This window comes from Stagnimonas aquatica (assembly GCF_003730135.1).
GTDB classification, from domain to species: domain Bacteria; phylum Pseudomonadota; class Gammaproteobacteria; order Nevskiales; family Nevskiaceae; genus Stagnimonas; species Stagnimonas aquatica.
In genome coordinates this window covers 81,057-105,081 of record NZ_RJVO01000005.1, presented here as the reverse complement: position 1 = coordinate 105,081, position 24,025 = coordinate 81,057, and the positions used below count along the sequence as shown (strand labels likewise).

Below are 24,025 nucleotides of genomic sequence, written 5' to 3'. Positions count from 1 at the left end.
GTTTAGCGATCCACGTCCGCCATCACGAAGTCGATGGAGGCGATGTAGGCGATCAGGTCCGGCACCATCTGGCCGCGGATCACCGAGGGGATCTGCTGCAGATGGGCGAAGCTGGGCGTGCGGATGCGGGTGCGGTAGCTGGCGGTGCCACCGTCGGCGACCAGGTAGTAGCTGTTGATGCCCTTGGTGGCCTCGACCATGAACGAGGTTTCGCCGGCCGGCATGATCGGACCCCAGCTCACTTGCAGGAAGTGGGTGATGAGGGTCTCGATGTCGTTGAGCGTGCGGTCCTTGGGCGGCGGCGTGGTCAGCGCATGGTCGGCCTTGTAGGGGCCGGACGGCATGTTCTTCATGCACTGCTCGATGATCCGCAGCGACTGGCGGATCTCTTCCTCGCGCACCACGATGCGGTCGTAGATGTCGCCCTTGTGGCCGAGCGGAACCTCGAAGTCGTAGTTCTCGTAGCCGCAGTAGGGGCGGACCTTGCGCAGGTCGTAGTCGCAGCCGGTGGCGCGCAGGCCGGGACCGGTGACGCCCCATTCCAGCGCCTCGGCGGTGTTGTAGGCGGCGACATCGACGCAGCGGGCCTTGACGATGGAGTTTTCCAGGCAGGCCTTGCGGTAGCCATCGAGGCGCTTGGGCATCCAGTCCAGGAACTCCTGCACCTTCTGCTCCCAACCCTTGGGCAGGTCGTGGGCGACGCCGCCGATGCGGAACCAGGCCGGGTGCATGCGGAAGCCGGTGATCGCCTCGATCACGTCGTAGGCCTTCTGGCGGTCCACGAACATGTAGAACACCGGGCTCATTGCGCCGACGTCCTGCGCCATGGTGCCGTAGAACAACAGGTGCGAGGTGATGCGGAAGAACTCGGTCATCATCACCCGGATGCACTGCACGCGCTCCGGCACCTGGATGCCGGCGAGCTTCTCCAGCGCCATCACGTAGGGCAGGTTGTTCATCACCCCGCCCAGGTAGTCGATGCGATCCGTGTAGGGGATGTAGCTGTGCCAGGACTGCCGCTCGCCCATCTTCTCGGCGCCACGGTGGTGGTAGCCGATGTCGGGCACGCAGTCGACGATCTCCTCGCCATCGAGCTGCAGCACCACGCGGAAGGCGCCGTGCGCGGCCGGGTGATTGGGGCCGAGGTTGAGGAACATGAAGTCATGCTCCTCGGTGCCGCGCTTCATGCCCCATTCCTCGGGATTGAAGCGCAGGGCCTCCTGCTCCATGTCCTGGCGCAGGGCGGTCAACTGGTAGGGGTCGAATTCGGTGGCGCGCGCCGCGTGTTCCTTGCGCAGCGGGTGCCCGCCCTTCCAGGACGGCGGCAGCAGGATGCGGCGCAGGTTGGGGTGGCCGTCGAAGACGATGCCGAACAGATCCCAGACCTCACGCTCGTACCAGTTGGCGTTCGGGTAGATGCTGGTGACGCTCGGCAGGTGCGGGAAGTTGTCGGTCGTCCCCCCCTGCAAGGCCACCTTCAGGCGCAGATCGCCGGCGGCGGTGCGCGGGGCGGCGAGGTCGCGCTCCACCGACAGCAACTGGTACACGACCGAGAAGTCGGCGGCCGGCTGGCCCAGGCGATTCTTCCTCAGCCGCTCGTCGATGGCGGTGAGGTCGTAGAGCATCTTGTAGGGCTTGGGCGCCTCGTTCTTCAGCCAGCGCAGCACCTCCTGCAGGCGTTCGACCGCGACCCACAGGGTCGGCATGCCGTCGGCGGTGCGCTGTAGCGTGAAGGCAGCGTCGCCAAAGCGCGCGTTCAGCTCCCGGACGATCTCCGGGACGGTGCTCGGGGTTCCGTCGGCCATGGGCTTACACCGAATCCGGCGTGCGCAGGATGGTCTGCGCCTGACGCTCGGCGTGCTTGCTGTCGCGCTGCGAGGGCAGGTTGGCCTTGTAGATGCCCTGATCGCCGACCACCCAGGACAGCGGGCGCTGCTCCTTGCCGATCGAGTTCTGCAGCATCAGCAGGCCTTCGAGGAAGGCCTCGGGACGCGGCGGGCAGCCGGGCACGTAGAGATCGACCGGCAGGAATTTATCGACGCCCTGCACGACCGAATAGATGTCGTACATGCCGCCGGAATTGGCGCAGGAGCCCATCGAGATCACCCAGCGCGGTTCCAGCAACTGCTCATACAGGCGCTGCACCACCGGCGCCATCTTCATGAAGCAGGTGCCGGCGATCACCATCAGGTCGGCCTGACGCGGCGAGGCGCGAATGACTTCGGAGCCGAAGCGGGCGAGGTCGTGGGTTGGCGTGAAGGTGGTGGCCATCTCCACGTAGCAGCAGGAGAGACCGAAGTTGTAGGGCCAGATCGAATTCTTGCGGCCCCAGTTGACCAGGTCGGAGAGCTTGGCGGTGAGCACATTTCGCTTCACCTGCTCCTCGGTGAACAGGTCTTCCTGCGGCTTCTGCGTGTAGTCGTCGGTGAGCGGCGAAACGCCGGTCTTGTAGTTGGGCTCGATACGCTTGAGCGTGTACTGCATGGCTTACTCCGACTTGCCGGCGGCTTGCGCGGCGATCCGCGCGGCACGGCGCTTCTTCTGGTGCGGCGTCCAGTCCAGCGCGCCGATGCGGGCGAGATAGACCAGGCTGGCGGTGAGGATGAAGATGAACACGGCGACCTCGATCCAGCCCATCCAGCCGACTTCCTTGGCGGACACTGCGTAGGCGTAGAGGAACAGGGCTTCGACGTCGAAGATGACGAAGAACATCGCCACCAGGTAGAACTTCGCCGACAGGCGCAGCCGCTCTGGCGAGGCCGAGACCACGCCGGACTCGAAGGGCTCGTTGCGGGCGCGGGCCTGGCTCTTGCCGCCCAGCAGGGCCGAGCCGATCAGCATGATCGCGCAGATGGCGAACACCGCGACCACGTAGAGGGCGGTCGACCAGAATTCCGGCCCAAGGCGGGTGATGAGCGCGACTATGGCGTCCACGCGGGGGCTCGCTCCTTAAGTTGCTGGCGGATGGCGCGCCCACCGGGCACGCGTTCGTGTGACAATCATCATACGTCAGCGAGGCTAGTTAAATCACGGCTTGCGCCGAGCCCAAGTTTCTGAACTAGAACAGTAATGCACAGCCTTCGACTAAAGGCTCATGAGGAGCGCCGGCTGCGTGCCGGCCATCTGTGGGCCTACTCCAACGAGATCGACACCGCCGTCACCCCGCTCAAGGGGCTCAAGCCCGGCACGCTGTGCCGGCTGGAAGACGCCCGTGGCAAGGCGCTAGGGGTCGGCTATGTGCATCCCAACGTGCTGCTCTCGGTGCGGCTGCTCAGCGGCCAGGCCGACGCGCTGATCGACCGCGAGTGGTTCGAGCGGCGCCTGCGCCAGGCCCTGAGCCTGCGCGAGCGCCTGTACCCGAGTCCGCATTATCGCCTGGTGTTCGGCGAGTCTGACGGTCTTCCGGGCCTGGTGATCGACCGCTACGGCGATCTGCTGTCGGTGCAGTTGACCACGGCCGGCATGGAGGCGCTGAAGGAGCCGCTGCTCGAGGCCCTGCAACGCCTGCTCAAGCCCAAGGGCATCCTGTTCCGCAACGACAACGCCATGCGCCAGACCGAGGGCCTGCCCTCGGAGGACGAGGTCTGGGGCGAGGTGCCGGAAGAGGTCGAACTGCTGGAGTCCGGCGTGCGCCTGCTGGCGCCGCTCAGGGCCGGGCAGAAGACCGGTTTCTTCTACGACCAGCATGCCAATCGCGACCGGGTGCTGCCCTATGTGCGCGGCGCGCGGGTGCTCGACGTGTTCAGCTACGTCGGCGGCTGGGCCGCGCGGGCGGCGGCGGCCGGGGCCACCAGCGTCGCCTGCATCGACTCCTCGGAACTGGCGCTGGACTATGCCGCCCGCAACATGGCCGCCCAGGGCGCCGCGCCCGAGACCCTGCGCGGCGATGCCCTGGATCTGATCAAGCAGTTGCGCGCCGAGGGTCGGCAATTCGATGTGGTGGTGGTCGATCCGCCGGCGCTGATCAAGCGCAAGAAAGACGAGGAAGCCGGCCAGGCCCACTACGCCGCGCTCAACCGCGCGGCGATGCACCTGCTCGCCGCCGACGGCATCCTCGTCTCCTGCTCCTGTTCACACCATTTAAGCGAAGAACAGCTACAACGCATCCTGCTGCGGGAGTCGCGCCAGGCCGGCCGGCGCCTGCAGATCCTGGAACGGGGCGGGCAGGGGCCGGATCATCCGGTACACCCCGCCATTCCCGAAACGCTTTATCTGAAAGCCTTCTACTGCCGCGCGACCGTCGGCTGAAACCCATGCTCCATCACCCCAATATCGACCCCGTCGCCCTGCACCTGGGCCCGCTGCAAATCCATTGGTACGGCCTGATGTACCTGCTCGGCTTCTGGGGCTGCTGGTGGCTGGCGGTGCGCCGTGGCCGCATGGCCCATGTCGGCTGGAGCGAGCAGCAGGTCTCCGACGTGCTGTTCTACATCGTCATGGGCGTGATCCTGGGCGGCCGCATCGGCTACACCTTCTTCTACAACTTCAGCGGCTTCCTCGCCGATCCGCTGGTGATCGTTCGGATCTGGCAGGGCGGCATGTCCTTCCACGGCGGCCTGCTCGGGGTGACGGCGGCGATGTGGCTGTTCGCCCGCAACAAGGGCCTGTCGTTTTATGAGGTGGCGGATTTCTGCGCGGTGGTAGTGCCTTTCGGACTGCTCACCGGCCGCATCGGCAATTTCATCAACGGCGAGCTCTGGGGGGCGACCACCGACCTGCCCTGGGGCATGGTGTTCCAGACCGGCGGCCCGCTGCCGCGGCATCCTTCGATGCTCTACGAAGCCTTCCTGGAAGGCGCGGTGCTGCTGGCCATCCTCTGGTGGTTCGGCAAGAAGCCGCGACCGGCGCCGGCCATCGCCGCGCTGTTCCTGATCCTCTATGGCGCGTTCCGCTTCGCCATCGAGTTCGTGCGCATGCCCGACGCCCACATCGGTTATCTGCACGGCACGACCTGGTTCACCATGGGCATGCAGCTCTGCGTGCCGATGATCGTGGTGGGCCTGTTCTTCTTCGTCTACGCCTACCGGCGCAAGGGGGCTTAAGGCCATGCGGCAATACCTGGACCTGATGCAGCATGTGCTCGACCACGGTACCGACAAGTCCGACCGCACCGGCACCGGCACCCGCTCGGTGTTCGGGCACCAGATGCGCTTCGATCTGGCGCAGGGCTTCCCGGTGCTCACCACCAAGAAGCTGCACCTGCGCTCGATCATCCACGAGCTGCTGTGGTTCCTGAAGGGCGAGACCAACATCCGCTACCTGAAGGAAAACGGGGTTTCGATCTGGGACGAATGGGCCGATGCCAATGGCGAGCTGGGGCCGGTCTACGGCTCGCAGTGGCGCAGCTGGCCGACCGCCGACGGCCGCCACATCGACCAGATCAGCCAGGTGCTGGCGCAGATCAAGGCCAATCCGGACTCGCGACGGCTGATCGTCTCGGCCTGGAACGTCGGCGAGATCGACAAGATGAAGCTGCCGCCCTGCCACGCCTTCTTCCAGTTCTACGTCGCCGACGGCAAGCTGAGCTGCCAGCTCTACCAGCGCTCCTGCGACATCTTCCTCGGCGTGCCCTTCAACATCGCCAGCTATGCCCTGCTGACGATGATGGTGGCCCAGGTCTGCGATCTGAAGTACGGCGATTTCGTCTGGACCGGCGGCGACTGCCATCTGTACTCGAACCACTTCGAGCAGGCGCGCGAGCAACTGTCGCGCACGCCGCGCAAGCTGCCGACCCTGCGCATCAATCCGGAGGTGAAAGACCTGTTCGCCTTCCGCTTCGAGGACTTCGAGTTGCAGGGCTACGACCCGCTGCCGCACATCAAGGCGCCGGTCGCCATCTAGTCTCAGGCCCATGTCCGCCACCACCACGCTCGCGCTGCTGGTCGCCCACGATCTGGGCCGGGTGATCGGTCGCGATGGCGATCTGCCCTGGCGGCTGCCCAACGATCTCAAGCAGTTCAAGCAGCGCAGTCTGGGCAAGACCGTGCTGATGGGGCGGCGCACCTGGGAGTCGCTGCCGCGCAGGCCGCTGCCGGGGCGCGACAACTGGGTGCTCAGCCGCGATCCGGACTATGTCGCCGAGGGCGCTCGCTGCTTCCAAAGCCTGGAGCAGGCGCTCGCCGCGCATGCCGGCGGCGAGCTGCTGGTGATCGGCGGTGGCGAGCTGTACCGCCAGGCCCTGCCGCAGGCGCAGCGCATCTACCTCACCCTGGTGCAGACCCGGGTCGATGGCGATACCTGGTTCCCGGACTACGATCCGGCCGATTTCCGGGAAACCGAGCGCCTGGATCATCCGGCCGACGCCCAGCATGCCCATGCCTACAGCTTCCTGACCCTGGAACGGCGGGATGCGGCGCCTCGCGCCTAGCCTCTGTCTGCTGACGGCCCTGCTGGGGCCGGCACCGCTGCCCTGTCTGGCGCAGGAGGCCGGTGTCGCCCAAGGCCCGGATGCCGCCAAGGCGTTGCCGGTCAGCGCCATCGAGTTTGCCGGCAATCACACCACCCGGCCGCGGGTGATGTTGCGCGAGCTGCCGTTCGCCCTCGGCGAGCCGGCCGATGCGGCGGCGGTCGAACGAGGTCGCCAGGCCATCCTCGACCTCGGTCTGTTCAAGGCGGTGCAGGCGGAGAGCCGTGTTGTCGACGGCGGTCTGGTGGTCACCTACACCGTGGTCGAGAAGTTCTACATCCTGCCGCTGCCCAGGGTGGACGCCAACACCGACGGCCAGTACGCCTATGGCATGCAGTTGCGCTGGAGCAATCTCTGGGGACTCAACCACACCCTCAGGGTCACCGGCCTGCAGCGCGAGGCGCAGCGGCAGGGCGTGGGCAAGGAGAACCAGTACAGCTTTTCCTACGGCGCCCCGTTCGTCGCCGAAAGCCGCTGGAGCCTGGGCCTGTCGGCCAGCTACACCGACCGCCCCGTCGAGGCCAGCGGCGGTAGCTATAACGAGGAGTTCCAGGCACTGCAGTTCATCGGCATCCGCGCGCTTTCGGACGGGCCGCCCAGCCAGGGCTGGAGCCTGGGCACGGGTCTGCTCTGGCAGCGCCAGGACACCAGCGGCCTGGTGGCTCCCTACGGCGAAGCGACCGCGCCGCTGTTGAGCCTGGGCTACCGCGATCTGCGCTTCCGCGTCTACAGCGAAGAGGGCCTGGTGTTCGGCAGCCGGCTGGAGGTGGCGCGGAGCGGCCTCGCCTCCGACTACGACTACACCCGGCTCAGCGCCGGCGCGACGCGGTACTGGGCCGTGGGCGACAAGCCCTATCAGACCTTCCACCTCCTGGGCGAATTCGGCTTGCGCTGGCAAGGGCCGGCGGGGACCACCAGTTATGGCCTGGGCGGTTCCAGCGCCCTGCGTGGCTACGACAAGGACTTCATCGAGGGCGACGCCTACTACCGGCTGGCCACCGAGTTCGTCCACCCGGTCGGCTGGCGCTGGCTGCGCGCGGTGCTGATCACCGAAGTCGGCGCGCTCAGCGAGGAACCCGGCCAGTTGCTGGGCAGCCGGGTGTATTCCAGCATCGGCCTGGGCCTGCGCCTGCGCCTGCCCACCCTGGTGGATTTCGAGATCGAAGCCGGGGTGGCGATGCCGCTGACTGGCGGCGCCGTGCGGGTGTTCGGCGGCAAGGTTTGAACCCGCTCGGGCGAGCGCGTATAAGGCTCGCTCCGCCATCCAACAACAAACCTACAGGAGCCCCCATGGCCGATCTCAAGAAGGCGTTCGCGCAGGCCCAGGAAGACGTCAAGACCATCACCAAGCGCCCCAGCAACGACGATTTCCTGTTTCTCTATGCCCACTTCAAGCAGGCGGAAAAGGGCGATGTCAGCGGCAGCCGCCCGGGCATGCTGGACATGGTCGGCCGCGCCAAGTACGACGCCTGGGCCAAGCTCAAGGGCACCGCCGCCGAGGCGGCGATGAAGGCCTACATCGAAAAGGTCGGCTCCCTGCTGCAGACCCACAAGTAAAGCCAGAAAAAGAAAAGCCGCCGGAGTTGCCTCCGGCGGCCAAGTTGCAGCCATATCGACGTCTCCCTTCAAGCGCCGATATGGTTTTCGGAAGAGCGACGCGCCGCGTCCCTGGTCTTCCGTCCCTCCCCAAGAGAGACCGTTGAAATGCTGTTTCGGGCCGACCTCAGGCGGCCATGGAGAACGCTTGCCCGCCGGCCTTCAGGCCTTGAGGCGTGTTGATCAGTTGTCCGGTGTTCTGCACCGACACCGAGACGTAGCCGGCGGATAGCAGCGAGGACGCCGCCTGCACCCGCGCCGCCACCGGCGGGGTCGGCAGTTCCAGCGCGGCGAGGCTGCCTAGCCAGGCCTGGGCCAGCTGCGCCAGTTCCAGCCGGCCGCGGGCTTCCAGCACCGCCGACTCGGCGCTCCAGGTGGCGAGCAGGCTGTTCTGTGCCAGGCTCAGGCTCAGCTGGATCGTGCCCAGGCGATAGTCGCGGGCGTTGGTGCCATGGATCAGGCATTGCGCCGGCAGCTCCTGCATGGCGGCGTCCAGTTCGGTCCAGAACGCCACCGCCTTCAGCGTCTTGCTGGGCAGGGCGGACTGGGCGAGGGTGATGGCATCCATGGTCTGGTCGGGCGGGGCCGTTTGGCGATGGAGGCATGCTGGGGTTTGCCGATCTAAAAAGCCTGAAGCCCGGCAGGAGAAATGCTGAAGAAAAGCTGAAATCCGCTTTTTTATTGGAAAACAGGCAGTTAAAGTCCCTGTCAGCACTTTCTTCCTGTTCCGTCGTTCGCATACTCCGGTCCTGAAATGGATGTCATCGCGGCCTCAGCCCCCCTGGTTTGGCACTTCGACCACTGCCGGTTCGAGGAAGCCAGCCTGGAGCTCTGGGTGGCTGGTGAGCTGGCGGAGCTGGAACGCAAGCCGCTGGAAGTGCTGCGCCACCTGCTGCGCCATGCCGGCGAGGTGGTGACCAAGGACGAACTCCAGAACGCCATCTGGCCTGCCCGGGTGCTGTCGGACACCGTGCTCACCAAGGCCATCAGCCGCATCCGCGAGGTCTTGCAGGACGGCGAGCAGCGGATCATCCGCACCGTCCACGGCTACGGCTACCGGCTGGTGGCGGCGGTGTCGGTGGCGGCCACCGTCAGCAGCCCGCCGCCGGCGCCCAGTCTTGGCCTCAAGGTCGGGGACACACCGCCGCTGCGACCGCACTGGAATCTGGTCGAGCATCTCAACAGCGGCGGCTTCGGCGAGGTCTGGCGGGTGGTGCAGGGCAAGACCGGCGAAACCCGGGTCTACAAGTTCGCCCTGAGCGTCGAGGCACTGACCGCGCTCAAGCGCGAGATCACCCTGCTCCGTCTGCTGCGCACCCAGTTGGGCGACAGCGCGCCGCTGGCGGAGATCCGCGACTGGAACCTCGAAGAGGCGCCGTACTTCCTGGAAATGTCCGACTACCCGGCCGGCAACCTTGCCAGCTGGCTGGCGGCGCAGGGTGGTTGTGAGGCCCTGGATATGGCGGCGCGGCTGGCGCTGTTCGCCGACATCGCCGAGGCGGTGGCGCAGGTGCACGCGGTCGGCGTGCTGCACAAGGACATCAAGCCCTCCAACATCCTGATCGCCCTGGTGGACGGCCGGCCGCGGCCACTGCTGTCGGATTTTGGTGGCGGCGGCGTGCTGGCCGACGACCTGATCGCCAACGCCGGCATCACCCAGCTGGGCTTCACCCAGACCCTGGCGGCGGGCAGTCTGGGCACGCCGCTGTATGCCGCGCCGGAGCTGATGGAGGGCCAGCCGCAGACCGTGCGCAGCGACGTCTACGCGCTGGGCGTGCTGCTCTACCAGCTGCTGATCGGCGACTTCCGCAAGCCCCTGGCCTCCGGCTGGGAACGCCGCATTGACGACGAGCTGTTGCGCGAAGACATCGACGCCGCCGTGCAGGGTGCACCGGAGCGGCGGCTGGCCAGCGCCCAGGAGCTGGTCGAGCGCATCCGCAATCTCGAAGCCCGCCGTGCCGCGCGGCAGAGCGAGCGCGCCGAGCAGCAGCGCCGCGCCGATGCCGAGCAGGCGCTGGCCAGCCTGCGCCTGCGGCGGCGCTGGATGCTGGCGACGATGGTGGCCTTGGCACTCGGCCTGGCGGTCGCCTGGGTGCAGTTTCTCAAGGCCGACCGCGAACGCCGCCGTGCCGAGGCCGCCGCCGCCACCGCGCTGGAAACCGGCCGCTTCATGTTCGAGGGTCTGCTGTCGGCGCTGGACCCGGGCCAGCAGGGGCGCACCCGCGCCACCACGGTCAAGGACCTGCTCGACAACGCCCGCCGCGCCGCCGACGAGCGCCTGATGGATCAGCCGGAAATCAGCTTCCACGTCCGCACCGCTCTGGCCTCGGCCTACAACCAGATCGACGACGGCGTACCCGAGGCCAAGCGCCAGGAGCAGCTGGCGCACCAGGCCCTGGCCCGGCTGGCCAAGGACGATCCGCGCCGGGCGGTGCAGCTGATCCCCTCTGCCGGGCTCTGGGTGGTCTCGGCCGAGGATCACGCCCTGTTCGAGTCGCTGCTGGTCACCGCCCGGCACGAGTTCGGACCCGATCACCCCGGCGTCCTCGGCCTGCTGGCGGCGCTCAGCGATGCCGAGTTCCGCTACGGCTCGCTGCAGGCCGCGCGGCAGCGGGTGCAGGAAGCGCTGGAACTCTCCGAGCGCCACCGCGACGTGGTCAACGCCGAGGACAACATCGCCTTCGGCATCCGGCTGGCGCGCGAGGACGCCGACTTCGCCACCGCCGAGGCCCTGCTGCCGGCTTCGGAAAAATGGGTTGCGCTGCGCCAGCCGGCGCCACCGGTGAGCCTGGCCTATCTGCCGCTGGACCGGGGCATCACCCGGGTCATGCACGGCGAGCCGGAGCGGGGGGCCGCCGACCTGGAAGCCGGCTTCGCACGGATGCGCGAGTTGCAGGCCGAAGCCACCTGGTACTACCGCTATCCGCTCGCCTACCTGGCGATGCTGCGCGCCGATCAGCAGCGCCGGGGCGAGGCCAGGCAGCTGGTGCAGGAATGGTGGGACATCCTGCAGCGCACCTCCCCGAAGCTGGTCGACATGCCGCTGGAGGCGCTGACCGTCGCCGAGACCGCCTGGCGGATCGGCGACGAGGGCGCGGCCCAGGCGCTGCTGGTGAGTCTGGTGACCGCCCCGGAGGGACGTCGTGGCCGCTGCTTCGCCAATCATGCACGTCTGCAGCTGGCGACGATGGCGGCCGAGGCGGGTGATTTGCCGGTGGCGCAGGACTGGTTGCAGCAGCTACGGCCGGCCGACTGGTACGACTATCGCGCCGGGCATCCGCGCGAGGCCGCCGAGGCCGAGGCGCGGGCGCTGTTGCTGCGCGCCCAGGGCCGTCCTGGCGAGGCGCAGGTGCTGCTGCGAAGGGCGCAGAAGCTGTACGCGGCCAGCTACGCGCGCGGGCATTGGCGCAATCGGCGGATCGCCCGTCTGCTCGCCGCCGACTGAGCGCCGCCGCCTACTGGCGGCCAGCGTGGTCGCGGGCGAACTGGCGGGCGACGCGGCCGGAGCGGGAGGCGCGGTTCAGCGCCCAGCGCAGGGCGGCCTTCTCGGTCGCCTCGTCCCAGTCGGCATGGCCGAGCAGGCGCAGGTGCAGGCGCACCAGCTCCAGATACTGGTCCTGGCCGAAGGCCTGGAACGACAGCCAGAGGCCGAAGCGCTCCGACAGTGAAATCTTTTCCTCGGTGGATTCGCCGGGGTGCAGCTCGTCGTCGATCCAGCGGTACTCGCCGTTGTCGCTGCGGCTCTCCGGCATCAGGTGCCGGCGGTTGCTGGTGGCGACGATCAGTACATTCTCCGGCGGCTCCTCGACACCGCCGTCGAGCGCGGTCTTCAGCGCGGTCAGCGCCGGGTCGTTGTTGGCGACGCTGAAGTCATCGACGTAAAGCAGGTAGCGCTCTGCGCGCTCGCGCAGCGGCGCGACGATTTCCGGCAGATCGGCAAGGGCGTGCGCGGGTACTTCCACCAGGCGCAGGCCCTGCGGCGCGAACTCGGTGAGCAAGGCCTTCACCAGGGAGGACTTGCCGGTGCCGCGCGCGCCGGTCAGCAGCACATGGTTGGCTGGCCGACGGCTGACGAACTGGGCGGTGTTCTGCACCAGCGCCGCCTTCTGGCGCTCGATGCCCAGCAGCTCGGCCAGCGGCTGGCGCTGCACATGGACGATGGGCTGTAGCCGGCCGTGATGCCAGCGGTAGGCGAGAGCATCGGTGAGCGGTGAAATCGGGGCGTCCATGTCCGTGGGAGGTCATCAAAAACGGGCGCCATGGTAGCGGTTCCGGCGGCACGGGCATTGCTATCTGTTTGCGGGCGGCGGTGGAGAGGCGCAGGGAAGGCGCAGGTCTCAAACCCGACCGTCGCGTCATCAAGCTGTTGCTTGGCACGCCTACGCTCGCGCCTTTTCCAGCCGTCCTGCGGAACTCCAAGGCCATGTCCACGCTGAAAGTCCTGTCGCTGTCCACGCTGTTGCTGCTGAGTGCCTGCGGTCCGGGCAGCAAACCGGAGGGCACGGAGCCGGCGCCCGGCAAGCCCCCGGTGCTGGTGGAACCGCTCAGCGGCTTTCTGGTGAATCCCTATCTTCAGAACCCGGGGCCGGACCGGATGACGGTGATGTTCGAGCCGCAGCCGGAGAGCATCGGCGAGACCATGGCCGTCGATTACCGCGAGTTGGGCGGCGCCGACTACCAGCGCGTGTCGGCGCAGGCGGAATCCATCCCGCGCAATCTCGATGCCGGCAGCGATACCGGCCTCGCGGTCTACGCCGCGCGCCTGAGCGGACTGCGCTCCAACACCGTCTACGAGTATCGGGTGACCACCGCTGCCGGCACCACGCCGGCGCTGCGCTTCAAGACCTGGCCGGCCGAGGGCGACGGCGTCGTGCAGGGGCGCTTCCTGGTGATCTCCGACGTGCAGGCCAATCACCCGGAATGGCTGCCGCGCATCTTCGAGCAGGGCGTGATCCCGCGCGACTGCGGCGGCAAGGCGCTGAACTGCATCGAACAGTTCGCCGGGATCATCATCACCGGCGATCTGGTCAACGACGGCGATGACCTCAACCAGTGGCGCAACGAGTACTTCAAGGGTGGCGACAGCCTGTTCCGCTACCTGCCGCAGTTGATGATCATCGGCAACCACGACTACGCGCTGGCCAACTACCTCTACTACGCCGCGCCGCCGTCGAACGGCACGCTGGGCAACGAGGAGGAGTGGTATCGCCTCGACTACCTCAACTTCCGCTTCCTCGGCCTGCAATCCAACGTCACCGTACAGGGTGCGGCGCAGAGCGTGCTGGCGCAGTCCACCTGGTTTGCTTCCGAGCTGCTCAAGGCCAGCGGCAACGACAAGCCGGACTACCTGTTCGTCGGCATCCACGCGCCCTGCAAGTCCGAGCTGTGGCTGGATGGCGAGAGCCCGCTGACCTGCGGCTTCGTGCGCCAGTTGGAAGCCTATTCCCAGCAGACCGGCGTGCTCAGCGCCCACCTGTTCGGCCACACCCACGGCTACAGCCGTGGCCAGTCGCGCGACGTGCCGCACCTGTGGATGAACGCCGCCGCCGCTGGCGGCAACATCGACGACTTCGGCGATTACGCGCAGGCCGACTACGACGAGTTCGAGAGCACCTGGGACGAGTACGGCTACTCGGTGCTGGAGTTCAGCACCCAGGGCACGCCGGAGATCCGCAGCGTGCGCCGCGCCGGCGGCGACGATCACGGCGATCTCGCCAACGGATTTACCGCCGAGACCGACCGCGACAGCTTCGTGATCGGCGGCGACAACCAGGCGCCGGCGCAGCCCAAGGCCCTGACGCCGCTCGGCCAGCAGCAGACCGCCGATGTGCTCCTGCACGCCGACTACAGCGACGCCGACGGCGATGCCCTGCACGAGGCGCACTGGCAGCTGCGCCGCGCCGCCGGCAGTTATGCGCTGCCGCTGATCGACGAATGGGGCAATGAAACCCGCGCGCGCAACGACTGGTTCCGCGTCAATCTCAACGCCGGGGTCGATCTGCGCTACTGGCGCGTGCCCTTTCTCGAAGCCGGCGACTACTGCTGGCGGGTGCGCTACCGCGATGCCCGCCTGGCCTGGTCGGCGTTCTCGGAGGACGCCTGCTTCAGCGTTGCCGACGTGGTGGTGAGCGACAACCTGCTGGTCAACGGCGACGCCGAGAGCGGCACCGAGGGCTGGGAGCTGCAACAGGGCGCCTTCGAGTCACTCAACAGCCTGACCGCGCTGCCCGCCCTGCTGCGCGCCACGCCCGGCGCCTGCGGCCTGGGCCTGCCCAGCCAGGGTCTGCACTGGTTTGTGGTCGGCGGCTGCGTGGCGCTGGACGCGGTCGTCGATCCGGAGAGCGAGAACGAGTTCGGCTACAGCATCGTCAGCCAGACCGTGCCGCTCACCGCGCAGGCGGCGGAGGTTGCCGCCGGTCAGGCGCTGGCGGTGCTGCGCGCCGACCTTGCCAACAACCTGATCGACAACGATGTCCCGGCCGCGCGCCTGCGGGTGCTCGACGCCAGCGGCAAGGAGCTGATGGTGTCCAAGCCGATCACCACCCAGAGCGCCGGCTGGCAGCAGAAGACCACTTCGCTGCTGCTGCCGCCGGAGGCGGCGGCGCTGCGGGTGGAACTCACCGGCCTGCGCCAGGGTGGCGCCGAGGGCGATGCCTATTTCGACAACGTCCGTCTCAACATCGTCCGCTCGCCGCTGGCACGCCCGGCCCACGATCCCGCCGCGCCCAAGCTCAGCCCCGGCAATGGCATGGCGCTGCGACCGAAGAAGACCATCCAGGCCCAGAGTTACTGAGCGAGGCGGGGCAGGGCGCGCGCGTAGAATGCGCGCCTGTTTGCTCCGGGCCCAGTGCATGTCTTCCTCTACCGCCACCGCTCCGGTGGCCGCCTCCCGTGGCGCTGTGGCGCTGGCGCTGGCCATCGTCTATGTGGTCTGGGGCTCCACCTATCTGGCGATCCGTCTGGCGCTGGAAGGCGGCTATCCGCCGCTGCTGATGGTCTCCGGTTGCCGCTTCGTGCTGGCCGGCAGCCTGATGTACGCCTTCCTGCGCTGGCGCGGCGTGCCAGCGCCGACCCCTGCGCAGTGGCGGAGCCTGGCGGTGATGGGCCTGCTGCTGTTGCTGATGGGCAATGGCCTGGTGGTGCTGGCCGAGCAGAGCGTGTCTTCCGGTCTGGCGGCGGTGGCGATTGCCTCGGTGCCGCTGTGGTTTGGCCTGTTCGGGGCGCTGCGTGGCGAGCACCCCAGCCGTGGCGAATGGTTGGGCATTGCCGTCGGCCTGATCGGCGTGGTCTGGCTGAACGCCGGCAGCGCGCTGAGCGCAACGCCGTTCGGCCTGGTCTGCCTGCTGATCGCGCCGCTGGCCTGGGCCTATGGTTCGGTGTGGTCGCGCGGCCGGGATCTGCCGATGCCGTTCATGGGCGCCGCCGGCCAGATGCTCTGCGGCGGTGTTGCCCTGGTCGTCTTCGGCCTGCTGCACGGCGAGCGCCTGCAAGCGCTGCCCAGCCTCAAGGGCAGCCTGGCGCTGGGCTATCTGGTGCTGTTCGGCTCCATCGTCGCCTTCTCCAGCTACACCTGGCTGCTGCGCCAAGTACGACCGGCGCTGGCCGGCAGCTATGCCTACGTCAATCCGGTGATCGCGGTCGCCCTCGGCGCCTGGCTGGCCGGCGAGCGTTTTGGCGCCCACGAGCTGGGCTCGATGGCGGTGATCCTTGCCGGTGTGGTGCTGATCAGCCTGTCGCGCGCGCGGCGCGGCTGAGTCTCGGCGCACCCCCGTACCGGGCCATTGCCCGGTACGGGGGCCGAGGTCAGGCCAGCTTCTTGTGGCGGTTGCGGCGGTTGACGCCCGGCTCCGAGCCATAGCGGCGGCGGAAGTCCTCTTCGTAGTCCTGGTAGTTGCCCTCGTGGAACACCACCTCGCCGGAGTCCTCGAAGGCCAGGATGTGGGTGGCGACGCGGTCCAGGAACCAGCGGTCGTGCGAGATCACCATGGCGTTGCCGGGGAAGTCGAGCAGGGCTTCTTCCAGCGCGCGCAGGGTTTCCACGTCGAGGTCGTTGGTCGGTTCGTCGAGCAACAGCATGTTGCCGCCGGCGAGCAGCATCTTCGCCAGGTGCACGCGGTTGCGCTCGCCGCCCGACAGCTCCTTGATGCGCTTCTGCTGGCTCTCGCCCTTGAAGTTGAAGCGGCCGATGTAGGCGCGGGTCGGCATCTCGAAGTTGCCGACCTTGACCAGATCGCCACCGCCGCCGATCTCCTGGAACACGGTGTTGGCGTCGTTGAGCGATTCGCGGCTCTGGTCGATGGCCGACATCTTCACCGTCTCGCCGATGCGAATCTCGCCGCTGTAGTCCTTGTCCTGGCCCAGCAGCATGCGGAACAGGGTGGTCTTGCCCATGCCGTTGGCGCCGATGATGCCGACGATGGCGCCCTTGGGAACCCGGAAGCTCACGCCCTGGTAGAGCGTGCGGTCGCCAAACTTCTTGCTGAGGTTGTTGACCTCCACCACCAGATCGCCGAGGCGCGGGCCGGGCGGGATGTACAGCTCCTTGGTTTCGCTGCGGGTCTGGAATTCCTGCGAGGCCAGTTCCTCGTAGGCCTTGATGCGCGCCTTGCTCTTGGACTGCCGGCCCTTGGGGTTCTTGCGCACCCATTCCAGCTCTTCGGCCATCGCCTTCTGGCGCGCGTCTTCCTTGTTCTGCTCGTCCTTCAGGCGCTTGGTCTTCTGCTCCAGCCAGTTCGAGTAGTTGCCCTGCCAGGGGATGCCGTGGCCGCGGTCGAGTTCCAGGATCCAGCCGGCGACGTTGTCGAGGAAGTAGCGGTCGTGGGTGACCGCGATGATGGTGCCCGGGAAGTCCTTCAGGAACTTCTCCAGCCAGGCCACCGACTCGGCGTCCAAGTGGTTGGTGGGTTCGTCGAGCAGCAGCATGTCGGGCTTCGACAGCAGCAGCCGGCAGAGCGCGACGCGGCGGCGCTCACCGCCGGAGAGCTTGGTGACATCGGCGTCCCAGGGCGGCAGGTTGAGCGCCTCGCCGGCCTTGTCGAGGATCAGGTCGATGTTGTCGCCATCGGCGGCGGCGATCTTCGCCTCCAGATCGGCCTGCTTGGCGGCGAGCTTGTCGAAGTCGGCGTTCTCCTCGCCGTAGGCGGCGTAGACGGCGTCGAGCTGGGCCTTGAGGTCGAGCAGGTCGCCGAGGGCTTCCTCGACGTTGCCGCGCACGGTCTTGGTCGGGTCGAGCTTGGGCTCCTGCGGCAGGTAGCCCATCTTGATGCCGGGCTGCGGCCGCGCTTCGCCGACGAAGTCCTTGTCGATGCCGGCCATGATCTTCAGCAGCGTCGATTTGCCGGCGCCGTTGTAGCCAAGCACGCCGATCTTGGCGCCCGGGAAGAAGCTGAGCGAGATGTCGCGCAGGATCTCTTTCTTCGGCGGCACGATCTTGCCGCACTTGTTCATGGTGAAGACGTATTGGGACATAGCAGTCGCCGCCGCCGCTTTCGGGCCGCGTTGGGTGGGAATGGGACGGCGCGCATTGTAGCCAACCACCACCTTCCCCGGCGGTGTGGGCGGGCGCGTGGAGGGTCGCGCCTATAATCGCCGCATGCGTCCACTGCTCGGTCTGCTGGCCCTGCTGCTCCCGGCCGCCGCGCAGGCGGAGGTGTACCGCTGCACGCAGGACGACCGCACGGTCTACACCGACACCCCCTGCGCCGCCGATGCGGTCCCGGCCGAGCTGCCGGCGCTCAATCGCAGCGCCGCTGGCCCCAGCGCCGACCTCGCTGGCGAGCACGACGCCCGCATCGCCCGTGAAAAGCAGCGGCGCGATGCCGCCGACGCGCGCTTCGTCAAGGAGCAGGCCGAGAAGCAGGCGCGCGCCCGGCGCATCCGCGCCGCCATCCTCGACCACCGCGCCGAGGTCGGCATGAGCGCCAGCGAACTCGACAGCGCGCTCGGCGCGCCGGATCAGCGCAGCGGCGACAATGGCCGGGAAACCTGGACCTATCTGGAAGACGGCCATCGGCTGAGCGTGAAGCTCAGGGACGGCCAGGTCACCGCCATCAGCAAGAAAGAGGACCGCAAGAAGAAATGACCGCCACCGTCACCGCCGCCGACATCCGCGCCGCCGCCGAGCAGTTGCGCGGACAGGTGTTGCGCACGCCCTGCACGCATTCGCGGGTGCTGTCGAAGATCACCGGTGCCGAGGTCTGGCTGAAGTTCGAGAACTTCCAGTTCACCGCCAGCTTCAAGGAGCGCGGCGCGCTCAACAAGCTGCTGTCGCTGAACGCCGCCGAGCGCGCCGCCGGCGTGGTGGCGGTGTCGGCCGGCAACCATGCCCAGGGTGTCGCCTATCACGCCACCCGGCTGGGCATCAAAAGCGTCATCGTGATGCCGCGCAACACGCCGTTCACCAAGGTGCGCAACACCCGCGAGCTGGGCGGCGAGGTGGTGTTGCACGGCGAGACCCTGGCCGAGGCCGCCGATTTCATGCGCGCCGAGTACCTCGACCAGCGCGGCATGACCCTGGTGCATCCCTACGACGATCCCTATGTGATCGCCGGCCAGGGCACCATCGGTCTGGAGATGCTGGAGCAGGCGCCGGAGCTCGACACCCTGGTGGTTCCCATCGGCGGCGGCGGCCTGATCTCGGGTATCGCCATCGCCGCCCACGCGGTCAATCCGGCGATCCGGGTAGTGGGCGTGGAGTCGGCCGGCTACCCCAGCGCCTACGCGGCCTTGCAGGGCGACCTTTCGCTGGTGAAGGGCGGGCAGACCATCGCCGAGGGCATCGCGGTGAAGTACATCGGCCAGCTCAATCTGGAGATCATCCGCGAGCACGTCGCCGAGCTGATGCGGGTGGAAGAGGCCGCCATCGAGCGCGGCATCGCCCTGCTGGCGAACGTCGAGAAGGTGGTCGCCGAAGGCGCCGGCGCCACCGGCCTCGCCGCCCTGCTCACCGATCCGGCGCGCTTCGCCGGCCGCAAGGTCGGCCTGGTGATCTGCGGCGGCAACATCGACACCCGCCTGCTCGCCAGCGTGCTGATGCGGCAACTGGTGCACGAGTCGCGGTTGGTGGGCCTGTCCATCGACATTGAGGACCGCCCCGGCTTCCTGGCCCGCGTTGCCGGCCGTATCGGCGATTCCGGCGGCAACATCATCCAGGTGCATCACGAGCGCCTGCATTCCGGCACCCACGCCAAGCTGGCGACGCTGGAAGTGCTGGTGGAGGCGCAGGACGAAGCCCACGCCAAGCAGATCATGGACGACCTGCTGGCCGGCGGTTACACGGTGCGGCGCGGCACCGGCGGCATGGAGCTGGACTGATGGCCCGCACGCTGAGCTTGTTCGAGGCCGCCACCGGCAAGGGGCGACTGATCCGCCAGGGCGAAATCGTTCAGTTGGTGATGGACGGCGCCGGGGCCTTCGTCTGCTCGGCGCAGGACTTCATGACCGCGCAAAAGTGGGCGCAGGCCAAGACCGCCTCCACCAACCTGATCACCGACCGCGGCCGCTTCATCGAAAAGATCGAGGTATTGATCGCCCGCCCCAACAGCTTTGTCGCGACTCGCGGCAGCCAGGAGCCGCTGACCCGGCTGGCGAAGGCGATGAAGATGTCCGGCTACGACATGGGCGAATGGATGCTGCCGCCGGAAGTGAAGGAGGCGCTCAAGCCCAAGCTGCCGGTGTTCAAGAGCCAGGAAGAGAAGGACGCCGAGAAGGCCGCTGCCGCCGCTGCCAAGCCCGACACACCTCAAGCCTGAGTCCAGCACCGAACCTGAGAAGCAATCCTGGCGCGCATTGCCGGTGGCCAGGCGCGGGAGCGCAGCAAGCTCGGCGCGCTTGAGGGACTTACCAGGGTCGCGGCCGTTGCGCGAGACGGCAGCGGCCGTGTGGTGGAAACAACGAGGGCCTTCAGCGCCCCAGCATCGAGCGCGCGATGACTTCCTTCATGATCTCGCTGGTGCCGCCGTAGATGCGCTGCACGCGGGCGTCGAGGAAGTGCCGGCTGATCGGGTACTCGACCATGTAGCCGTAGCCGCCGAACAGTTGCAGGCAGCGGTCGGCGGTGCGGAACTGCATTTCGGTGGCGGCGAGCTTCACCTTGGCCGCCATCGGCACGTCCATCTTGCCCTCGGCGTAGGCGCGGGCGCAGCGCTCCACGTAGGCGCGCAGCATCTCGACCTGGGTCTGCATGTCGGCCAGCTCGAAGCGGGTGTTCTGCAGCGTCGACAGCGGCTGGCCGAAGGCCTTGCGGGTCTTCACGTAGTCGATGGTCAGCCCCAGCATGCCCTCGATGGCGCCGAGTGCGCCGATGGCGAGCGTCAGGCGCTCGCGCGGCAACTCGTCCACCAGGTGCCCGAAGCCGTTGCCGACCCGGCCCAGCACCGCGCTCGCCGGCACCCGCACGTTGTCGTAGAACAACTCCGAGGTGTCGCCGCAGTGCTGGCCGATCTTGTCCAGGTTGCGGCCACGGCTGAAGCCGGGGCGGTCGGTATCGACCAGGAACAGCGTGGTGCCCCGGGCGCCGGCCTTGGGGTCGGTCTTGGCGAAGCTGATCACTACGCCGGCGTGCTGGCCGTTGGTGATGAAGGTTTTCTGGCCGCTGATGAGGTAGTCGCCGCCGTCGGCGATGGCGGTGGTCTTCGCGCCTTGCAGGTCGGAGCCGGCACCCGGCTCGGTCATGGCGATGGCACCGACCAGCTCGCCGCTGACCAGCTTCGGCAGGTAGTGGGCCTTCTGTTCCGGCGTGCCCAGGTGGGCGATGTAGGGGGCGACGATGTCGGAATGCACGGCCAGATTGGCGCCCAGCGCGCCGTAGCCGGCCTTGCCGACCTCTTCCAGCACCACGCAACTGAACTCGAAGGGCGCGCCGATGCCGCCGTGTTCCTCCGGCGCATCGACGCAGAGCAGGCCGTTGTCGCCGAACTTGGTCCACAGCTCGCGCGGCACGATGCCGGCCTTTTCCCAGTCGGCGTAGTGGGGCTCGACCTCGGTCTGGAGGAAGCGCCGGACGTTGTCGCGGAAGAGTTCGAGTTCGGAGTTCATAGCCTGGTCGTTTCTGGGGTGTTGGTGCAGGTCGCGGGCAAGCCCGCTCCTACGGTTTGGCAATTGTAGGAGGGGCCTTGGCCCCGACCGGCGCCAGGCCCTGTACGACGGTGGTCACGGCGCCGCGTGCCAGCCGCACCTCCAGCCGGCTGCCCGGCGCCAGCGCGGTGGCCTCGGTGGCGACGCGGCCGTCGGCGGTGGTGGCGAGCGCGTAGCCGCGTGCCAGCACGGCCAGTGGATTGAGGGCTTGCAGGCGCGATGCCGCCGAGCCCAGCCGGTAGAGCCGCTGCTGCTGGCCGGCCTGGGCGGCCAGCAGCAGGCGCTGCTGGGCGTGGTCGAGCCGGCTGCGCAGTGCCGAGAGTTTCTGCCCCGGAGAGGCGGCGACCAGGCGCTGCTTGAGCGTCGAAAGACGCTGCTCGTCGCGCGCAGCGAGCTGGCCGCCGGCATGCAGCAGACGCTCGCTCAGCTCGTCCAGACGCTGGTTACGCTCCAGCAGGCGCCGCCCGGGGTGCAGGTTGCCCAGGCGCGCGGCCAGTTGCGCCAGCCGCTCGCGGCGGCGCTCGACGCCGTCCTCGACCGCCGCCCGCAGGTTCTCGCCCAGCTCATCGAGATGTTCGCGCCAGTCGGCGATGTCGGGGGTGACCCGCTCGGCGGCGGCAGTCGGCGTCGGCGCGCGCAGGTCGGCGGCGAAGTCGGCGAGGGTGAAATCGACCTCGTGGCCGATGCCGGACACCACCGGCTTTACGCAGGCGCGCACTGCCCGCACCACCGCCTCGTCATTGAAGGCCCAGAGGTCTTCCGGCGAGCCGCCGCCACGGGCCAGGATCACCACCTCCACCGGCGCCTGCCGGGGCAGTTCGGCCAGCGCGCGGACGATGGCGGGCGGCGCCTCGGCGCCCTGCACCGGCACCGGATAGAGCCAGACCGTCGCCAGCGGCCAGCGGCGGGCGAGGGTCGCGCGGATGTCCTGCAGGGCGGCGCCGGTGGCCGAGGTGATGACGCCGATGTGGCGGGGCAGGGCTGGCAACGGGCGCTTCAGTGCCTCGTCGAACAGCCCCTCGGCGGCCAGCTTCTTCTTGAGCCGCTCGAAGGCGGCGAGCAGGGCGCCGACCCCGGCCGGCTCCAGATGCTCGCAGATCAGTTGCAGGTCGCCACGGGCGGCGTAGAGCGTCACCTGACCGCGCACCAGCACCTGGTCGCCGTCCTTGGGCTGCGGCCGGATGCCGAAATTGGCGTTGCGGAACATCGCGCAGCGGATCTGCGCGCCGCCGTCCTTGAGGGTGAAATACCAGTGGCCGGAGGCCGGGCGCGAGAAGTTGCTGACCTCGCCCTGCACCCACATCCGGGGCAGACTGTCCTCCAGCAGGCCACGCAGCGCCTCGGCCAGTTCCGAGACCTGGAAAATCTGGCGCTCAGCCATACCGATAGCCGCGCCGTCGGCTGGTTGGGAGGGGTTGAGGGGCTGATCGGACCATTTCAAAGCGTATAATAGGTTTTTGCCGGAGCCGATTATGAGCCGCATCGTCCTCGAATCCCTGACTTTCGACGACGTACTCCTGCTTCCCGCCTATTCGGATGTGCTGCCTCGCTCGGTGGATACCGGCACGCAGCTGACCAAGTCCATCCGCCTGAACATCCCGCTGCTGAGCGCGGCGATGGATACCGTCACCGAGGCCAAGCTGGCCATCGCGCTGGCCCAGGAAGGCGGCATGGGCATCATCCACAAGAACATGACGCCGGAGCGGCAGGCCGCCGAGGTGCGCGCGGTGAAGAAGTACGAGGCCGGCATCATCGCCGACCCGATCACCGTGCCGCCGAGCATGACCATCGGCGAGGTGCTCAAGCTCACCCGCAGCAACCGCATCTCCGGCGTGCCGGTGGTGGACGGCAACAAGCTGGTCGGCATCGTCACCGGCCGCGACCTGCGCTTCGAGACCCGCTTCGACGCCCCGGTGTCGGTGGCGATGACCCCGCAGGACCGCCTGGTCACCGTGCGCGAAGGCGCCAGCAAGGAAGAGGTGATCGCCAAGCTCCACGCCCACCGCATCGAGAAGGTGCTGGTGGTCAACGACGCCTTCCAGTTGCGCGGCCTGATTACCGTCAAGGACATGCAGAAGTCCACCGACTTCCCGACCGCCAGCAAGGACGAGCGGGGTCGCCTGCGCGTCGGTGCGGCGGTCGGCACCGGTCCGGATACCGACGAGCGCGTCGCGGCGCTGGTCGAGGCCGGCGTCGACGTGGTGGTGGTTGATACCGCTCACGGCCACAGCCAGGGCGTGCTCGACCGCGTCACCGCCATCAAGAAGCGCTTCGGCGGCCTGCAGGTGATCGGCGGCAACATCGCCACCGCCGACGCCGCCAAGGCGCTGGTGGATGCCGGCGCCGACGCGGTCAAGGTCGGCATCGGCCCCGGCTCGATCTGCACCACCCGCATCGTCGCCGGTGTCGGCGTGCCGCAGATCAGCGCGGTGATGCAAGTGGCCGAGGCGCTGGCCAAGCAGGGCATCCCGCTGATCTCCGATGGCGGCGTGCGCTATTCCGGCGACTTCGCCAAGGCCCTGGCTGCCGGCGCCTACGCGGTGATGGTCGGCTCCATGCTGGCCGGCACCGAGGAGGCCCCCGGCGAGGTCGAGCTTTACCAGGGCCGCAGCTACAAGAGCTATCGCGGCATGGGCTCGCTGGGTGCGATGGCCGACGGCAGCAAGGACCGCTACTTCCAGGACACCACCCGCGAGGTCGAGAAGCTGGTGCCGGAGGGTATCGAGGGCCGCGTGCCCTACAAGGGTTCGATGAGCGCCATCGTCCACCAGCTGGTGGGTGGCTTGCGCGCCAGCATGGGCTACACCGGCTGCCGCACGGTCGAGGAAGTCCGTACCAAGACCCGCTTCGTGAAGATCACCTCCGCCGGCATGCGCGAGTCGCACGTCCACGACGTGACCATTACCAAGGAAGCGCCCAATTACCGGGTCGATTGAGTTTCCAGGCCCC

General features: G+C 68.0%; 21 protein-coding genes. 13 read left to right on the top strand and 8 right to left on the bottom strand.

The window, feature by feature from the left end:
• Positions 1 to 2: 2 nt before the first annotated feature.
• From nuoC to ndhC, 3 genes are read right to left on the bottom strand one after another with little or no spacing between them, the layout of a single operon-like run.
• Positions 3 to 1,805: an NADH-quinone oxidoreductase subunit C/D gene (gene nuoC / locus ED208_RS11780; protein WP_123212107.1), complete on the bottom strand. Its 1,803-nt coding sequence runs from the start codon at positions 1,803 to 1,805 to the stop codon at positions 3 to 5.
• 4 nt (positions 1,806 to 1,809) lie between these two features.
• Positions 1,810 to 2,484, bottom strand: coding sequence for a NuoB/complex I 20 kDa subunit family protein (locus ED208_RS11775; protein ID WP_123212106.1), 675 nt, complete (start codon positions 2,482 to 2,484; stop codon positions 1,810 to 1,812).
• 3 nt (positions 2,485 to 2,487) lie between these two features.
• Positions 2,488 to 2,925: an NADH-quinone oxidoreductase subunit A gene (gene ndhC / locus ED208_RS11770; protein WP_366512233.1), complete on the bottom strand. Its 438-nt coding sequence runs from the start codon at positions 2,923 to 2,925 to the stop codon at positions 2,488 to 2,490.
• Positions 2,926 to 3,069: 144 nt separating this feature from the next.
• Between ndhC and ED208_RS11765 the strand changes: the two genes are divergently transcribed.
• The 6 genes from ED208_RS11765 to ED208_RS11740 all read left to right on the top strand — a co-directional run bounded on the left by ED208_RS11765 (position 3,070) and on the right by ED208_RS11740 (position 7,963).
• On the top strand, positions 3,070 to 4,248 hold the full coding sequence (locus tag ED208_RS11765; protein ID WP_123212105.1) for a class I SAM-dependent rRNA methyltransferase: 1,179 nt from the start codon (positions 3,070 to 3,072) through the stop codon (positions 4,246 to 4,248).
• 5 nt (positions 4,249 to 4,253) lie between these two features.
• Positions 4,254 to 5,042 (top strand): prolipoprotein diacylglyceryl transferase, encoded by a 789-nt coding sequence (lgt, locus tag ED208_RS11760; protein ID WP_123212104.1) that lies wholly within the window; start codon positions 4,254 to 4,256, stop codon positions 5,040 to 5,042.
• Positions 5,043 to 5,046: 4 nt separating this feature from the next.
• Complete coding sequence (locus tag ED208_RS11755) at positions 5,047 to 5,841, top strand: thymidylate synthase (protein WP_123212103.1); 795 nt, start codon at positions 5,047 to 5,049, stop codon at positions 5,839 to 5,841.
• 10 nt (positions 5,842 to 5,851) lie between these two features.
• Complete coding sequence (locus ED208_RS11750) at positions 5,852 to 6,367, top strand: dihydrofolate reductase (protein WP_123212102.1); 516 nt, start codon at positions 5,852 to 5,854, stop codon at positions 6,365 to 6,367.
• Positions 6,348 to 7,631 (top strand): BamA/TamA family outer membrane protein, encoded by a 1,284-nt coding sequence (locus ED208_RS11745; protein ID WP_123212101.1) that lies wholly within the window; start codon positions 6,348 to 6,350, stop codon positions 7,629 to 7,631. Before ED208_RS11750 ends, ED208_RS11745 begins: the two co-directional genes overlap by 20 nt.
• 65 nt (positions 7,632 to 7,696) lie before the next feature.
• Positions 7,697 to 7,963 (top strand): acyl-CoA-binding protein, encoded by a 267-nt coding sequence (locus ED208_RS11740; protein WP_123212100.1) that lies wholly within the window; start codon positions 7,697 to 7,699, stop codon positions 7,961 to 7,963.
• A gap of 166 nt (positions 7,964 to 8,129) precedes the next feature.
• Here ED208_RS11740 and ED208_RS11735 read toward each other — a convergent pair whose 3' ends face one another.
• The gene (locus tag ED208_RS11735) at positions 8,130 to 8,570 is read right to left on the bottom strand and encodes a hypothetical protein (RefSeq protein ID WP_123212099.1); all 441 of its coding nucleotides are present in this window, start codon (positions 8,568 to 8,570) and stop codon (positions 8,130 to 8,132) included.
• 186 nt (positions 8,571 to 8,756) lie between these two features.
• On the opposite strand from ED208_RS11735, the gene ED208_RS11730 reads away from it, so the two are divergent.
• Positions 8,757 to 11,447 (top strand): protein kinase domain-containing protein, encoded by a 2,691-nt coding sequence (locus tag ED208_RS11730; protein WP_123212098.1) that lies wholly within the window; start codon positions 8,757 to 8,759, stop codon positions 11,445 to 11,447.
• A gap of 10 nt (positions 11,448 to 11,457) precedes the next feature.
• On the opposite strand, the gene ED208_RS11725 is transcribed toward ED208_RS11730, so the two are convergent.
• Positions 11,458 to 12,231: an ATP-binding protein gene (locus ED208_RS11725; protein WP_123212097.1), complete on the bottom strand. Its 774-nt coding sequence runs from the start codon at positions 12,229 to 12,231 to the stop codon at positions 11,458 to 11,460.
• A gap of 194 nt (positions 12,232 to 12,425) precedes the next feature.
• Here ED208_RS11725 and ED208_RS11720 point away from each other — a divergent pair, with 194 nt between their 5' ends.
• A complete protein-coding gene (locus ED208_RS11720) occupies positions 12,426 to 14,795 on the top strand; it encodes a purple acid phosphatase family protein (protein ID WP_123212096.1) in 2,370 nt (789 codons plus the stop codon).
• A gap of 58 nt (positions 14,796 to 14,853) precedes the next feature.
• A complete protein-coding gene (gene yedA, locus ED208_RS11715) occupies positions 14,854 to 15,756 on the top strand; it encodes a drug/metabolite exporter YedA (RefSeq protein WP_123212095.1) in 903 nt (300 codons plus the stop codon).
• A gap of 49 nt (positions 15,757 to 15,805) precedes the next feature.
• On the opposite strand, the gene ettA is transcribed toward yedA, so the two are convergent.
• Positions 15,806 to 17,470 carry an energy-dependent translational throttle protein EttA gene (gene ettA, locus ED208_RS11710; protein WP_123212094.1) on the bottom strand — a complete coding sequence of 555 codons (1,665 nt, stop codon included), beginning with the start codon at positions 17,468 to 17,470 and terminating at the stop codon, positions 15,806 to 15,808.
• Between the two features lie 124 nt (positions 17,471 to 17,594).
• Here ettA and ED208_RS11705 point away from each other — a divergent pair, with 124 nt between their 5' ends.
• Genes ED208_RS11705 through ED208_RS11695 form a run of 3 tightly spaced genes read left to right on the top strand, consistent with a single transcriptional unit; the run spans position 17,595 to position 19,752 of the window.
• A complete protein-coding gene (locus ED208_RS11705) occupies positions 17,595 to 18,083 on the top strand; it encodes a DUF4124 domain-containing protein (RefSeq protein WP_123212093.1) in 489 nt (162 codons plus the stop codon).
• Positions 18,080 to 19,315 carry a threonine ammonia-lyase gene (locus ED208_RS11700; RefSeq protein ID WP_123212092.1) on the top strand — a complete coding sequence of 412 codons (1,236 nt, stop codon included), beginning with the start codon at positions 18,080 to 18,082 and terminating at the stop codon, positions 19,313 to 19,315. Before ED208_RS11705 ends, ED208_RS11700 begins: the two co-directional genes overlap by 4 nt.
• Positions 19,315 to 19,752: a hypothetical protein gene (locus ED208_RS11695; RefSeq protein ID WP_123212091.1), complete on the top strand. Its 438-nt coding sequence runs from the start codon at positions 19,315 to 19,317 to the stop codon at positions 19,750 to 19,752. Before ED208_RS11700 ends, ED208_RS11695 begins: the two co-directional genes overlap by 1 nt.
• 151 nt (positions 19,753 to 19,903) lie before the next feature.
• Here ED208_RS11695 and ED208_RS11690 read toward each other — a convergent pair whose 3' ends face one another.
• Positions 19,904 to 21,037 carry an acyl-CoA dehydrogenase family protein gene (locus ED208_RS11690; protein WP_123212090.1) on the bottom strand — a complete coding sequence of 378 codons (1,134 nt, stop codon included), beginning with the start codon at positions 21,035 to 21,037 and terminating at the stop codon, positions 19,904 to 19,906.
• A 49-nt stretch (positions 21,038 to 21,086) separates the two neighbouring features.
• Entirely contained in the window at positions 21,087 to 22,457 is a 1,371-nt protein-coding gene (gene xseA / locus ED208_RS11685; protein WP_123212089.1) for an exodeoxyribonuclease VII large subunit, read from the bottom strand.
• Between the two features lie 91 nt (positions 22,458 to 22,548).
• Between xseA and guaB the strand changes: the two genes are divergently transcribed.
• Positions 22,549 to 24,012 carry an IMP dehydrogenase gene (guaB, locus tag ED208_RS11680; protein WP_123212088.1) on the top strand — a complete coding sequence of 488 codons (1,464 nt, stop codon included), beginning with the start codon at positions 22,549 to 22,551 and terminating at the stop codon, positions 24,010 to 24,012.
• The last annotated feature ends 13 nt before the right edge of the window (positions 24,013 to 24,025 follow it).